Annotated in this window: 13 protein-coding genes and 1 riboswitch; of the genes, 11 read left to right on the top strand and 2 right to left on the bottom strand. The window is 43.0% G+C overall.

Features of this window, described 5'->3' with window-relative positions:
- Nucleotides 1-2 precede the first annotated feature (2 nt).
- The 10 genes from K1I80_RS10655 (at nt 3) to K1I80_RS10610 (ending at nt 9,041) form a co-directional block, all read left to right on the top strand.
- Entirely contained in the window at nt 3-278 is a 276-nt protein-coding gene (locus tag K1I80_RS10655; RefSeq protein ID WP_002894239.1) for a Veg family protein, read from the top strand.
- Nucleotides 279-374: 96 nt separating this feature from the next.
- Nucleotides 375-998 carry an HAD family hydrolase gene (locus tag K1I80_RS10650; RefSeq protein WP_223313918.1) on the top strand — a complete coding sequence of 208 codons (624 nt, stop codon included), beginning with the start codon at nt 375-377 and terminating at the stop codon, nt 996-998.
- A gap of 84 nt (nt 999-1,082) precedes the next feature.
- Nucleotides 1,083-1,184, top strand: a riboswitch (TPP riboswitch).
- Between the two features lie 116 nt (nt 1,185-1,300).
- Complete coding sequence (locus tag K1I80_RS10645; RefSeq protein WP_032911785.1) at nt 1,301-2,053, top strand: ABC transporter permease; 753 nt, start codon at nt 1,301-1,303, stop codon at nt 2,051-2,053.
- 44 nt (nt 2,054-2,097) lie between these two features.
- Nucleotides 2,098-3,096 carry an ABC transporter substrate-binding protein gene (locus tag K1I80_RS10640; protein WP_223313917.1) on the top strand — a complete coding sequence of 333 codons (999 nt, stop codon included), beginning with the start codon at nt 2,098-2,100 and terminating at the stop codon, nt 3,094-3,096.
- Nucleotides 3,096-3,818 carry an ABC transporter ATP-binding protein gene (locus K1I80_RS10635; RefSeq protein WP_223313916.1) on the top strand — a complete coding sequence of 241 codons (723 nt, stop codon included), beginning with the start codon at nt 3,096-3,098 and terminating at the stop codon, nt 3,816-3,818. The genes K1I80_RS10640 and K1I80_RS10635 overlap by 1 nt, the downstream gene beginning before the upstream one ends.
- Before the next feature lie 262 nt (nt 3,819-4,080).
- Nucleotides 4,081-4,692 (top strand): 30S ribosomal protein S4, encoded by a 612-nt coding sequence (gene rpsD, locus K1I80_RS10630; RefSeq protein WP_002899562.1) that lies wholly within the window; start codon nt 4,081-4,083, stop codon nt 4,690-4,692.
- A gap of 242 nt (nt 4,693-4,934) precedes the next feature.
- On the top strand, nt 4,935-5,966 hold the full coding sequence (locus K1I80_RS10625; protein ID WP_125445655.1) for an NAD-dependent epimerase/dehydratase family protein: 1,032 nt from the start codon (nt 4,935-4,937) through the stop codon (nt 5,964-5,966).
- Nucleotides 5,941-6,768: an MBL fold metallo-hydrolase gene (locus tag K1I80_RS10620; protein WP_223313915.1), complete on the top strand. Its 828-nt coding sequence runs from the start codon at nt 5,941-5,943 to the stop codon at nt 6,766-6,768. The genes K1I80_RS10625 and K1I80_RS10620 overlap by 26 nt, the downstream gene beginning before the upstream one ends.
- Entirely contained in the window at nt 6,737-7,996 is a 1,260-nt protein-coding gene (locus K1I80_RS10615) for a F390 synthetase-related protein (RefSeq protein WP_223313914.1), read from the top strand. Before K1I80_RS10620 ends, K1I80_RS10615 begins: the two co-directional genes overlap by 32 nt.
- Nucleotides 7,997-8,096: 100 nt before the next feature.
- Nucleotides 8,097-9,041 carry a 3-oxoacyl-[acyl-carrier-protein] synthase III C-terminal domain-containing protein gene (locus tag K1I80_RS10610; RefSeq protein ID WP_223313913.1) on the top strand — a complete coding sequence of 315 codons (945 nt, stop codon included), beginning with the start codon at nt 8,097-8,099 and terminating at the stop codon, nt 9,039-9,041.
- 98 nt (nt 9,042-9,139) lie between these two features.
- Here the strand turns inward: K1I80_RS10610 and K1I80_RS10605 are convergent, their stop codons facing one another.
- Complete coding sequence (locus K1I80_RS10605) at nt 9,140-9,670, bottom strand: TetR/AcrR family transcriptional regulator (RefSeq protein ID WP_004189391.1); 531 nt, start codon at nt 9,668-9,670, stop codon at nt 9,140-9,142.
- Nucleotides 9,671-9,902: 232 nt separating this feature from the next.
- A complete protein-coding gene (locus K1I80_RS10600; RefSeq protein ID WP_223313912.1) occupies nt 9,903-10,607 on the bottom strand; it encodes a DUF4947 domain-containing protein in 705 nt (234 codons plus the stop codon).
- Between the two features lie 373 nt (nt 10,608-10,980).
- On the opposite strand from K1I80_RS10600, the gene K1I80_RS10595 reads away from it, so the two are divergent.
- Complete coding sequence (locus tag K1I80_RS10595; protein ID WP_223312471.1) at nt 10,981-13,404, top strand: YhgE/Pip domain-containing protein; 2,424 nt, start codon at nt 10,981-10,983, stop codon at nt 13,402-13,404.
- The last annotated feature ends 183 nt before the right edge of the window (nt 13,405-13,587 follow it).

Genomic DNA, 13,587 nt, shown 5'->3' with positions numbered 1-13,587 from the left:
AGATGAGTGATGCATTTACAGATGTGGCAAAAATGAAAAAAATCAAAGAAGATATCAAGGCGCATGAAGGACAAATCGTCGAGATGACGCTGGAAAACGGTCGTAAGCGCCAAAAAAGCAAGCAAGGCCGTCTGATTGAAGTCTATCCGTCTTTGTTTATCGTGGAATATTCCAATGAAGGCGGTCAGCCAGGGGAAATCTCCAATACTTATGTGGAGTCTTACACTTATTCTGATATTCTGACAGAAAAGAACCTCATCCGTTATTTTGATGAATAGAAAGGTCCAGTGGGCCTTTTTACTTATATTTGAAGCAATTCCTCAGTCAAATCGACTTATATAGAGGATGATAAGCAAAGAAAACAGGTGGTCATCATGATTAAAAATTTGGTTTTTGATTTGGGCAATGTTCTGATTGAATGGAATTCTGAGAAAATCTTGACATATTTTGAACCTGAGAAAGAGCGGCGGCAGGTTATTAGGCAGGCCATTTTTGAGTCGGGTGTCTGGCATCAGACAGACAAGGGGGAGCTGAGTTTGAAAGAAGCCTGTGAGGAAGTCCTAGCTCAGCTGGACGCTTCCTATCATTCTGCCGTTAAGAATATCTTTTACCATTGGTACGAAGTCGTGCATGTTTACAGTGATTTACAGGAAAGGATTCGGCTATGGGCTAATCAGGGCTATCGAATCTATATCTTGTCAACCACTTGTGAGATTTTTTATCATATTGAAAAAGCTGGTTTGTTGCCCATTTACTCACTGTTGTCGGGCTATATCCTTTCCTCAGAGGTCGGTGTCGTCAAGCCAGAAGCAGAGATTTACCAAAAGCTGTTAAAAAAATATAATCTGGATCCAGTAGAATCCGTCTTCATTGATGATATTCAGGCTAACTTAGATACGGCAGCTGAATTGGGCTTTGAAACTATCTTATCCACAAGCGAAACAGAGAATATCAGGGCTATGGAGACTTTGCTGGCTGCGAAAGGGAAGTTTGACTGATTGATGATTGTTTGCTTCACTTATCGTTGAAAAGGAGTGAGCCCAAGCTCAAACCTTGACATTTGCTGATGATTGCGCTATCATAGTCCTATATATGGGAGTCTGTGTACAGTCTGAGAGGAAGTGTAAGCTTCGACCGCACCTGATCTGGGTAATGCCAGCGTAGGAAATATACCGAAAAATAGTGGTATTTGTGCGCCTTTTCCATATACGGGAAAGGCCTTTTCTTTTATCATCTTTATTAATGTTGATATTTTAAGAATTACAGCGCTAAAATACAGGAAGGGAGGAAAATCGTTCTAATGAAAGCACTACAAAGGCTGATGCGACAGCAAATCGGTCTCTTAGGTATGCTGGGTGTACTTGTCATCTGGCAGGTCATGGGCTGGCTCAAGCTCTTGCCCAAGTTTATCCTGCCGACACCTCTGGAAATCGGTCAGGCCTTTATCAGAGATGCTGGATTTCTAGCAAGTCATAGCTGGGCGACCTTAAAAGTAGCCTTGCTGGGTTTAGTCTTGGGCGTCATCTTGGCCTGTATACTAGCTATACTCATGGACAGCATGAGCTGGCTCAATGATCTAATCTACCCCATGATGGTCGTGGTGCAGACGATTCCGACCATTGCTTTGGCGCCAATCCTGGTTCTCTGGCTGGGTTATGGGATTTTGCCCAAGATTGTGCTGATTATTCTGACGACGACTTTTCCGATTATCATCAGTATTCTGGACGGTTTTCGGCATTGTGATCGGGATACTCTAACTCTCTTTGAGCTTATGCAGGCCAATCGCTGGCAGATTCTCTGGCATTTTAAGATTCCAGCTAGTCTGCCCTATTTCTATGCGGGCTTGCGCGTCAGTGTTTCCTATGCCTTTATCACGACCGTGGTTTCCGAATGGCTGGGCGGTTTTGAAGGCTTGGGTGTCTATATGATCCAGTCTAAGAAACTTTTCCAGTACGACACCATGTTTGCCATTATCATATTGGTTTCGGTCATCAGTCTTCTGGGGATGAAGCTGGTGGCTGTCAGTGAAAAATATGTCATCAAGTGGAAATAGGAGCTTAGCTCTGCTATTTTCCAAAGAAAGAAAAGAGGATAATGATGAAAAAAAGTTATAAAGTCTTGTTGGCAGGTTTGGCTGCCGTGTCAATCATTGGCCTAGCGGCCTGCGGTCAGTCGAAATCTACGTCTGAAAGCAAGGATAAAAAGATTGATTTCATCCTAGACTGGTCACCTAACACTAACCATACCGGCCTTTATGTAGCTCAGGAAAAGGGATATTTCAAGGAAGCAGGCGTGGATGTGGATATCAAGTTGCCGCCTGAAGATAGCAGTTCGGATCTGATTATCAACGGCAAGGCGCCTTTTGGTATTTACTTCCAGGACTCCATGGCTAAAAAACTGGATAAGGGCGCAGAAATCACAGCAGTCGCAGCCATTGTAGAGCATAATACTTCGGGCATTATTTCCAAGAAGTCTGCAGGTATTACAGAACCTAAGGATCTGACTGGGAAGAAATATGGTACCTGGAATGATCCAGTGGAGCTAGGCATGCTCAAAACCTTGGTCGAAAGCCAAGGCGGCCAGTTTGATGAAGTGGAAAAAGTTCCCAACAACGATTCCAACTCTATTACTCCGATTGAAAATGGCTTGTTTGATGCAGCCTGGATTTATCATGGCTGGGACGGCATCATGGCTCAAACTCAGGGCATGGACACTAATTTCTTTTATATGAAGGACTATGTCAAGGAGTTTGACTATTATTCTCCAGTCATCATTGCCAATAATGACTATCTGAAGAAGAATCCGGACGAGGCGAAAAAGGTCCTGCAGGCTATCAAGAAGGGTTATCAATATGCCATGGAGCATCCTGAAGAGGCAGCGGATATTTTAATCAAACATGCGCCAGAGCTGAAAAACAAACGAGACTTTGTTTTGGCTTCTCAAAAATATTTGTCCGAGCAATATGCATCAGATAAGGACAAGTGGGGTCAGTTTGAGGCTAGCCGCTGGAATGCCTTTTACAAATGGGCCAAGGATAAGGGGATCGTGGACAATGACTTGAGTGACAAGGGATTTAGCAACGATTATATAAAATAATGACAGAAATTAAACTTGAAAATGTAAGCTATGCTTATGATGAGCAGCAGATTTTGAAAGATATCAGCCTACAGGTAGAAGCAGGCCAGGTCGTAGCAATTTTGGGGCCTAGTGGAGTCGGGAAAACGACCCTCTTTAATCTAATTGCTGGGATTTTGGAGGTCCAGTCGGGCAGGATTGTCCTAGATGGGCAGGAAAATCCCAAGGGCCGGGTGAGTTATATGCTGCAGAAGGACTTACTGCTGGAGCACAAGACGGTGTTGGGCAATGTCATCTTGCCCCTGTTAATCCGAAAAGTATCCAAAAAGGAAGCAACGGAGCAGGCAAGTCAGATTTTGAAAGATTTTGGGCTCTTTGATGTGGCAGACAAGTATCCTCATGAGCTGAGTGGAGGGATGCGGCAGCGAGTGGCTCTGCTGCGGACCTATATGTTCGGCCACAAGCTATTTCTTCTGGACGAGGCCTTTAGTGCCTTGGATGAGCTGACCAAGATGGAGCTGCACGCTTGGTATCTGGACATTCATCGTAGGCTGGGTCTGACGACTCTTCTCATTACTCATAGCATCGAGGAAGCTCTGGCTCTCAGTGACCGTATCTATGTTCTGAAAAATCGGCCTGGGCAAATCGTCGCAAATCTCCAGCTGACCTGGTCAGACAGCGAGGATAAGGAACTACAGAAGCTGCGATACAAGCAAGAGATTTTGAGGATTTTGGGAGTGTGAAGCAACTGTTGGAATTCCTTTGCTTTAAAGAAACAACTTTAATCAAGCCTTTTGGCTTGATTTTTTGTATGAGGCCCTTTACTTTTGACTGTATTCATGGTACAATAGCCTTTGTGTGAAATAGCAGCAGGAAAGCATGGAGCTCGTCAACAGAACATCAGCTATAAAAGTAGCCTTAGCTGTTTGGGCGAAAATGTTCTGCACGAATCAGGGCTTTCTAAGTGACTATTTCCTCGAAAATATTTTACAGGAGGACATTTTTATGTCACGTTATACAGGACCATCTTGGAAACAAGCTCGTCGTTTGGGTCTTTCTCTTACTGGTACAGGTAAAGAATTGGCTCGCCGTAACTATGTACCTGGTCAACATGGACCAAACAACCGCAGCAAATTGTCAGAATACGGTTTGCAATTGGCTGAAAAGCAAAAACTTCGTTTCACTTACGGTGTAGGTGAAAAACAATTCCGTAACTTGTTTGTTCAAGCTTCAAAAATCAAAGAAGGAATCCTTGGTTTCAACTTCATGCTTCTCTTGGAGCGTCGCTTGGATAACGTTGTTTACCGTCTTGGTCTTGCGACTACTCGTCGTCAAGCTCGTCAATTCGTAAACCACGGTCACATCCTTGTTGACGGCAAACGCGTTGATATCCCATCATACCGCGTAACTCCAGGTCAAGTGATCTCAGTTCGCGAGAAATCATTGAAAGTTCCAGCAATCCTTGAAGCTGTTGAAGCAACTCTTGGACGTCCAGCATTCGTATCATTCGATGCTGAAAAATTAGAAGGTTCATTGACTCGCCTTCCAGAGCGCGACGAAATAAACCCAGAAATCAACGAAGCACTTATCGTTGAATTCTACAACAAAATGCTTTAATTTGTATTTGTTCAGAAGCCGGTTTCCCGGCTTCTTTTTTAATATTCTCAGTGAACTAATAAAGCTGATTTTAACTAAAAAGGTTGACGAAAACTTGAGTTTGCTCAATTTTCTATAACTAAGAGCAAGGAAAAGGAGACAGATATTTTTCAGAAATTTAGTGATTTCTTTCTGCTCCTATCTAATCAGGTGAGACACTCTGTAAAGATTTTTTCCAGCTTTTTTACGGAAGATTTGCTGAAATGGTGTATAATGGGGACAAGACACAAACAGAAAATTGTATGAAAGGAGTAGCGATGAAGGTTCTAGTGACAGGTGCGACTGGCTTTCTAGGAAAGTATGTTGTAGAAGAGCTAGCTGAACAAGGCTATCAGGTGCGGGCTTTTGGTCGTAATCTGAAGGCTGGTCGGCAGTTAGAAGGTCCTTTAGTAGAGTTTTTTGCTGGAGATTTTACCAGAGAAGAAGAAATTTTTGCAGCCTGCGAAGGAGTGGATGCAGTGGTGCACGCTGGTGCTCTCTCAACGATTTGGGGACCCTGGGAGCAGTTTTATCAGACAAATGTAGTAGGAACCAAGTTGGTTATGGAAGCCTGCCGACATTTTGGAGTGCAACGACTGGTCTATATTTCCTCTCCGAGTGTTTATGCTGCCGCGCGTGACCAACTTGCTATCAAAGAAGAGGCTGCTCCTCAGGAAAACGAGCTGAATTTCTATATTAAAAGCAAGCTCATGGCTGAGCGGATTGTCCGAAGCTATCCTCAAGTTCCATCAGTTATCTTGCGTCCTAGAGGGCTTTTTGGTATTGGAGATACCAGTATCTTTCCTAGGATTCTGCGCTTAAGTCAAAAACTGGCGATTCCACTTATCAGAGATGGCCAGCAAATGATGGACATGACCTGTGTGGAAAATGTGGCCTTTGCTGTTCGACTGGCTTTGGAAATTCCAGAAGCGCAAGGACAAGTTTACAATATTACCAACGGAGAATCCCGTAGTTTCAAGGATATGCTGGATGAAGCTTTAGATGGTTTACAGGTTCGTAAACGTTATGTTAAGTTGCCTGCTGCTTTTCTAGGTATTCTGGCACAGGGATTTGAAAGCTTTTATCGCTTCTTTCATATTGAAAAAGAGCCACCGCTGACTCTTTACACCTATTACTTAATGCGTTATAGTCAAACGCTGGATATATCAGCAGCAGTAAGGGATTTGGGCTATCAACCCAAGTTGACAATCAGTGAAGGGATTGCAAAATATGTCCAACATTATCGAGAAAATTGAGTATCTTCAGCCTGGACGCTGCAGCAGTCACTTGCAGCAGATGTTTAAGGGAGTTGCCAAGAAAAAAATGATTTTTCCAGCTGGTGTTTTCCTCTTGAAGCATCGTGAGAAAGGCTATATTCTCTACGACACTGGCTATTCTCCAGCTATTCTGAAGCCCAATTTTAAATACTGGCTTTATGGTCTGGGAACGCCTGTTGATATGTCAGAAGAGGAGCGTGTAGATCGTCTGCTTGAGCAAAAAGGAATTGCGCCAGAAGATATTTCTTATGTCATCTTGTCGCACTTGCATCCAGATCACATCGGCGGAGCCGCTTTCTTTCCCAAGGCCCGCTTCATTCTGACCAAGACCGTTTTCAAAACTTATCAGCATGCCAAGCTTAAGGATTTGATTTTCAAGGAATTTCTTCCGCAGGATTTTGAGAGTCGGTTGGAAGTGGTAGAACCTCAGCAGGTCCAAGCAGAATTCCTCTATCGCAAGACAGTTGATTTGTTTGGGGATGGCAGTATATATCTGGCTTCAGTTGATGGCCATGCCGCTGGTCAAGCTTGTCTCTTTTTGCCAGATTATCATCTGTTTATCGGAGCTGATTTGTGCTGGGGCGTGGATCTGTTGCCTTATACGGAGCAGATGCGTTTCTTGCCGTCACTGATTCAGGATAGCAAAGAAGAATACATGGCTGGTGTGGCCTTGCTGCGGCAGTTGCTTGCTGTCGGCTATCAGGTGCTAGTCAGTCATGATCCGGCTGAGAGAGCGGAGCAGATTTTGTATGAAACTGGGAACATTTCTAAAAACCTTTAGCGTCATGCGCTGGGGGCATCAATTTAAAGATCGACAGACTCTGGAACGCTATCAAGTCAAGGCTTTAGCAGCCTATCGGGAATTTCTGCAGCAGGAATCGCCTTATTTCAAATCAGGTATTCCAGCAGATTTTAAGATGAATAAGGCCTTTATGATGGAGCATTTCAATGAGCTCAATACTCAGGGACTGAATCGAGATGAGTTGCTAGCCTTTGCCCTGGAGAGCGAGCGGACACGTGATTTTAGTCCCATGATAGGAGAGATTGCTGTCGGCTTGTCTTCAGGGACATCTGGTCACCGAGGCTTGTTTGTCACCACTGAAAAGGAGCGTAGTATGTGGGCGGCAGCCATCTTGGCCAAGATGCTGCCTAAAGGTAAACTCTTTGGTCACAAAATAGCCTTCTTTCTTCGGGCAGACAACGAGCTCTATCAGACTGTCAATTCAGGCTTGATTTCTCTGGAGTATTTTGATACTTTTCAGGGAGCCGAAGAGCATGTAGAGCGTTTGAATGCTTACCAGCCAACGATTTTGGTAGCGCCAGCATCAATGCTCTTGGAGCTGGCTAAACAAGTCCAGGCAGGAAATTTGAAAATTGCCCTTAGCAAAGTCGTATCGGTGGCAGAGATTTTAGAAGAGCCAGATCGGCAGAGGATTCAAGCAGGATTTGGTCTGAAAAAGGTGGATCAGGTCTACCAAGCGACCGAGGGCTTTCTAGCCTGCACTTGTATCCACGGGAATCTTCATCTAAATGAAGATATTGTCCATGTAAAAAAGAGTTACTTGGATGATAGACGCTTTTATCCAATTATTACGGATTTCAAGCGGACTTCTCAGCCAATTTTTCAATATGAGCTGAATGATATCTTGGTGGAAAATCCTGAACCTTGCCCCTGCGGTTCGGTCTTTACACGGATTGACAGGATTGAGGGGCGCTCGGATGATATTTTCATTTTTGAAAATGCTGCAGGTCAGTCGGTGGAGGTCTTTCCAGACTTTATCCGCCGTTGTCTGCTCTTAGTTGATGGGATTGGAGAATATCAAGTCGCTCAGAAAAAGGACTATTCGCTGATCATTGCTATCGAACATCGTAGTCAGCAGCGAGAAGACGAAATTATCAAGCAGTTTCAAAACTTAGCGACTGATAAAGACTTTCTTATGCCGGCTATTTCTTTTGAAGATTATCAGCGGGACAGAAGCCGTAAGTTGAAACGCATCTATCGGGCTTAAGAATGCCCCAAGTGGAAAAATACATGAATCAGAGGCTCAAGTGCTTTAGCAGTTTACCCAGCTGCCGAACAGCCCCAAGTCTGACAAGAAGGAGTTTAATATGACAACAGTAAAGAATCATATAAAGATTGTTGGTTATGGTACGCATCTACCTAGAAATACTGTGACTTTTAAGGATCAGACTCGTTATCGAGTGGTGGAAAATGAAGAAACCCAGCTTTCCATGGCGGTCAAGGCGATTGAAAAAGCCCTAGAGCAAGCGGGCTTGACAATCAAAGACATCGATTGTATCGTGTCAGCCAGTGCGGTGGGTGTCCAGCCTATTCCTTGTACAGCGGCCCTGATTCATGAGTTGGTAGCCAAGGGCTTGTCCATTCCAGCCATGGATATCAACACGACCTGCACCAGTTTTATCTCGGCTTTGAGTCTCATGTCTCATTTGTTGGAGGCTGGTGAGTATCATAGAATCCTCATCGTGTCCAGTGAGGTTGGAAGTTTAGGACTTAATCCCAATCAGAAAGAAAGTTTTGAGTTGTTCAGTGATGGTGCGGCTGCTTTGATTTTTGAAGCAACAGAGGAAGAAAGAGGGGTCATCTCCAGCCTGCAGCGGACCTGGTCTGAAGGAGCACACGATACAGAGATTCGCGGTGGTTTGACATCTTTTCAGCCTAAGGAGTATTCGGATGCTACCAAGACTCACTACATGTTTGACATGAATGGCAAGAAGATTCTCTTGCTCTCTGCCAGAAAAATTCCAGAAATGTTTAAAGAATTTAAAGAAAAGAGTGGTCTCAGCCTGTCTGACTTGGATTATATCATTCCGCATCAGGCCAGTCGTGCCCTGCCAATGGTCATGCGCAGCTTGGGTATTCCTGATGACAAATACCTCAATCTCGTGCAAGACTATGGTAATATGGTGTCAGTAGCAGTGCCCTTTTCCCTCTGCTATGCTCTGGAGCGCAATCTAGTCAAGGAAGGGGACACCATCGCTCTGATGGGAACAGCAGCTGGTATGACAGTCAATATGTTGGCTATGAAATTATAATAAAAACAGGGTGTACAGAACCTCTTTTGGTTTCGTACACCCTGTTTAATTGTTCAAAAATTTGAGTAGAAGTGTGCCCGATGGGCTTAAGCAACTTCTTATATCATTTTTAAAAGAAATTCTGCTATTTGTTCAGGACTTTCTTTTTTCCCTCTGGAAACCCACATCTGGCAGACGCCGAAGAAGGCATTAGCGAGAAAGACTCGGCTGTATTCTTTTTCAAAATGATTGTAAATGCGATTGCTAAAGCGATCCTGAAGGCTATCAGCTAGCATCATCTGCAGCTTATGGCGCAGGAAATTTTGAATTTCTTTCGTTCCGTTTTCTGTCAGAAGAGCAGCTAAAAGCGGCTCTAGCTGGAGGAACTGAAAGACCTCCGTAATCGCAGTTTGAATATCCTCCTGATTGTTATCAAAAATATACCCCAGTTGATGAAAGAGGTTTTGCTGATAACGTTCAATCATATCGTACTTATCCTTGTAGTGAGTATAAAAACTACTACGGCTGATGCCAGCAGCTTGAGCTAACTGGACAGTAGTGATATGGTCGAAGGACTGCTGATGCAGCAGTGAAACCATGGCTCTCTCAATAATAGCCTTGGTTTTTCGGCGTTTATTGCTTTCTAACATAAAATCTCCCTTTGAGGCTAAGCCTCAGTCTGCTCTTCAAACTAATAGCTATCATAGCAAACTACTTTTTCTTTTTCTCCATGTACTATTATATCAAATGTTTTTCAAGTGGAAAAGAGTTAAATTCCGAAAATAGGCATAGATAGGCAAAATTTTATTTTATTAGGTTTCTTAGACTGGTAAAATAATAAAGCCAAGACTTAAAGCAAAGTCTCGGCCTTCGTTTTGAGCATTATTTAAAGTAGAGGTAGTCGGGGTCGGGAGTGACGTAAAGCAACTCACCCTCTTGCGAGAAGATAATAGAAATTTGTTCATTTTTATAAGAGTAAACCGTATAGGTGTTTTGTAACCTTGATGCTTGAGAAATATCAACTACACCTGCTAAGAAAGCACGCGCTTGTTCGGTGTTGATTTTTTGCTCTTGAACCAGCCTCTTCAGATTTTCTAATTCTTTGTTTTGGAAGGTTTCGTATTCAGAAGCGAGGTCGGTGCTTACTTTTTCTGGCTCGCCGAAAATACTTTTAACTTTTTCTTGGGTATATCCTTTAAATTCAGGAATTTGAGCTTCAAAACCCCCAGATTCATATGATTGGTAATAAACCTTGGCATCGCCAGTCGCATAAATCTTATCTTTCTTAGCATGATCGGCATCTTCTGGAAGACCATCTGTGGTTTTTTCTATATCCCTACTAGAACTACTATTTTCTTTACTAGAACTTCTGGAAGAACTACTGCTGCTAGAGGAGCTGCTTTTGCTTTTGGAAGATTGCTTTGATGAGCTTGAGGAATCCTTTAAACTAACTTTTTTTCCTGATTTATCTGAATTGGAAGAGCGAGTGGTAGAATCTGAGTTAGATGGTACAAGGAAACGGCAGGCTGACAGAAGAAATAGTACTGCAACTAGAGAAAATAAGCTAAATAGTGTTCTTTTTTTCATTGTCTTAAACCTTTCTTTACTATGCTCAATCTGACTTGAGCTATTGTGATGTGAGGCATCTGCTGGCAGCGGTGTTTCACATGGAACCCTATCATCAAGTTAAGATCTCGATGCTTGACTCCATTTACCTCGCTTATCATTCTAACATAATACTGATTTTCTGTGTAGCTACCAGTGGAAAAATATTTTTTATCTACAGATTATTTAGGGATTAAAGATACTAGGGCGAACTTATTCCGCTTCTCTACAATCTTTTTAAACAAAATTAGACAGCGTGTCCAATTTTTAAAGAATAAACTTGTAATAATTTTCGATTGGTGTATAATCAATTTTATCGAAATTTGGACACTGTGTATAATTTTAGGAGGTAGACATGTTAAGAGAATGGAAAGCTATTTTAAAAAAGCCGACTTTTATCATTGTGATGTTAGGAGTCTCTTTGATTCCTGCCTTGTATAATGTTATTTTCTTGAGCTCCATGTGGGATCCGTATGGAAAGGTATCGAACTTGCCAGTGGCGGTCGTCAATCAGGATAAAGCTGTAACTGCTAGTGGCAAGACCTTGTCTATAGGCGAGGATGTTGTTTCCAGCCTCAAGGAAAATAAAAATTTGGATTTTCACTTCGTCAGTAAAGAAGACGCTCAAAATGGTCTGGAAAAGGGTGATTACTACATGGTTGTGACGCTTCCAAGTGATTTATCTGAACGTGCAGCCAGTGTTTTGACCGATAATCCTCAGCAAATGAAGATTGACTATCAAACGTCTAGCGGCCACAGTTTTATTGCTAGTAAGATGAGTGATTCAGCTATGACTTCTTTGAAGCAGACGGTGGCGCAAAATGTGACGGACACTTATACAAGCGCCATATTTAAGAATATGGGAGATCTAAAAACGGGATTGGTTAAGGCATCTGATGGTGCTCAGCAATTAGCATCTGGCAGCCAACAACTAGGTTCAGGCAGTCGGACAATTGCAGATAACTTAAGAACTCTGAATCGAGCTACGACCAAATTATCGTCCGGTGCAACTCAATTTAACACAGGACTACAGACTTATACTGGGAGTGTTGCACAAGTATCGTCTGGGCTGGGTAGTTTGTCAAATGGGATAAACACTTATGCTAATGGTGTAAGTACTGTGGCCGCAGGTGCAAATCAGCTGTCGGGTCGATCAGCAGACTTATTGGGTGGAGTCCAACAGCTTACTCAGTCAGGAGATGGAGTTCAGGCTTTATCGACAGGTGTAACGAATCTGAACACTGGTTTGGCTACATTAAAATCATCGGTAGATACAACCTTAGCTAACAACCAGCAAAATGTGAATGATTTAGCAAATGGTTTGACACAGTTGAATGCTAGTATTCAAGCTGCAGCAAGTGACTCAGCTGTTTCGACAGACAGCATTGAAGCTTCACTGACTAGCATAGCAGCATCCGCTCAGGCCATTATCAATAATAATCAAGACGCCAAGGCCGCAGCTTTGGCAAGTGTCCAAGGGACCAGTGCTTATCAAGGGCTTTCTAGCGAGGCTAAGGCTGAGATTGATGCAGCAGTCGGTGCTAGTCAAGCGGGAAGTGATCAATCTGCTCAGACGATTTTATCAGAAATCGATACGATGAGGGCTTCTCTTGAAACGATAAAAGGCGCTAGTCAAACAAAACTTAGTCAATTAGAAGGTGCATCAAATCAAGTTCTGCCACAGGCAGCTAACATGATTAATGGTCTTTATAATGGCTTATCAACAGTGAGTACTAGCCTCGGTTCAGCAAGTGGAGGAGCCAATCAACTAGTCGCAGGTGTAGACACCCTAAATGAAAAATTAACGACTGGCGCAACACAATTGGAACAAGGGGTGACAAGTTATACCAATGCAGTAGGTCAGCTATCTGAGGGGACATCAGCTTTGGCAAGTAAGAATCCTGCTTTACTAGCAAATACAACAAAATTAGCAAACGGGGCAGCCCAATTAACAGATAAATCGCCAGAATTGACCTCTAGTTTCGGGAAATTAGCAGATGGAACCAATCAATTAGCGAGCGGCACAGAAAAGCTGGCTGATGGCAGCAGTGTTTTAACAGATAATCTCTCTAAACTTACTGTGGGAACAAGCGATTTGTCCAATGGCCTCTCAGATGCAGGTGATAAATTGTCAACTGTTTCTACTAAGGAAGACAATGCAAAAACTCTAGCAGATCCTCTGACACTGAGCAAGAAAGATGAGAACAAGGTAGAGAAAAACGGAATTGGGATGGCGCCATATATGATTTCAGTAGCTTTATTTGTGGCGGCTATTTCAACCAATATCATCTTTAGCACACTTCCATCGGGTCAAGCCCCTAAGACGAAACGAGATTGGCTGAAGGCTCGTATAGAGGTAAATGGAGTCATTTCTGTCGTAGCGGGTGTTTTGGTCTATGGTGCTGTGCACTTGATAGGCCTATCTGCAAACCATGAGTGGGCAACCCTTGGTTTGATTGTCCTAGCCAGCATGACCTTTATGGCTCTTGTGACGGCTTTGGTTACTTGGGATAGCAAGCTCGGCGCCTTTGCTTCTCTGATTCTTTTGCTCTTACAGCTGGCTTCTAGTGCAGGAACCTATCCGCTGGAGCTGACTAGTAAGATTTTCCAAGTTATCAACCCTTGGCTGCCAATGAGCTATTCTGTATCGGGATTGCGCCAAACGATTTCTATGAACGGCCAAATTGGTAGTCAGGTGATCTTCCTTGCTTTTGTTTTAGTTCTTTTTATAGCACTTGGTACTCTGGTCTATCGAACAGATAAAAAACAGCTAGCTTAGGGTTCTTAATCTTATGAATCTGTAAAAATGTAGATGAAAAGTCTATCTGTAATTCTTTTAGTTTTTATCTAATCAACATCTCCTGAAAAGGGAGATGTTTTGTTTTCTTTAAGTTTTCTTTATCTTTCTTTTAAGTTTTCATCTTTAAAATTGCATTACATTCAAGAAAGATAGAGAGGGGAG

The sequence above is a fragment of the Streptococcus sanguinis genome, from assembly GCF_019929225.1.
Classification (GTDB): Bacteria; Bacillota; Bacilli; order Lactobacillales; family Streptococcaceae; genus Streptococcus; species Streptococcus sanguinis_J.
Note: the sequence above shows the minus strand (reverse complement) of the source record. Positions and strands in the feature narration are given on the sequence as shown.

What these genes read in the sequence shown, in the direction of transcription:
- K1I80_RS10655 (WP_002894239.1), top strand. Translation starts at nt 3, where the DNA reads ATGAGTGATGCATTTACAGATGTGGCAAAAATGAAAAAAATCAAAGAA.
- K1I80_RS10650 (WP_223313918.1), top strand. Translation starts at nt 375, where the DNA reads ATGATTAAAAATTTGGTTTTTGATTTGGGCAATGTTCTGATTGAATGG.
- K1I80_RS10645 (WP_032911785.1), top strand. Translation starts at nt 1,301, where the DNA reads ATGAAAGCACTACAAAGGCTGATGCGACAGCAAATCGGTCTCTTAGGT.
- K1I80_RS10640 (WP_223313917.1), top strand. Translation starts at nt 2,098, where the DNA reads ATGAAAAAAAGTTATAAAGTCTTGTTGGCAGGTTTGGCTGCCGTGTCA.
- K1I80_RS10635 (WP_223313916.1), top strand. Translation starts at nt 3,096, where the DNA reads ATGACAGAAATTAAACTTGAAAATGTAAGCTATGCTTATGATGAGCAG.
- rpsD (WP_002899562.1), top strand. Translation starts at nt 4,081, where the DNA reads ATGTCACGTTATACAGGACCATCTTGGAAACAAGCTCGTCGTTTGGGT.
- K1I80_RS10625 (WP_125445655.1), top strand. Translation starts at nt 4,935, where the DNA reads ATGGTGTATAATGGGGACAAGACACAAACAGAAAATTGTATGAAAGGA.
- K1I80_RS10620 (WP_223313915.1), top strand. Translation starts at nt 5,941, where the DNA reads ATGTCCAACATTATCGAGAAAATTGAGTATCTTCAGCCTGGACGCTGC.
- K1I80_RS10615 (WP_223313914.1), top strand. Translation starts at nt 6,737, where the DNA reads ATGAAACTGGGAACATTTCTAAAAACCTTTAGCGTCATGCGCTGGGGG.
- K1I80_RS10610 (WP_223313913.1), top strand. Translation starts at nt 8,097, where the DNA reads ATGACAACAGTAAAGAATCATATAAAGATTGTTGGTTATGGTACGCAT.
- K1I80_RS10605 (WP_004189391.1), bottom strand. Translation starts at nt 9,670, where the DNA reads ATGTTAGAAAGCAATAAACGCCGAAAAACCAAGGCTATTATTGAGAGA.
- K1I80_RS10600 (WP_223313912.1), bottom strand. Translation starts at nt 10,607, where the DNA reads ATGAAAAAAAGAACACTATTTAGCTTATTTTCTCTAGTTGCAGTACTA.
- K1I80_RS10595 (WP_223312471.1), top strand. Translation starts at nt 10,981, where the DNA reads ATGTTAAGAGAATGGAAAGCTATTTTAAAAAAGCCGACTTTTATCATT.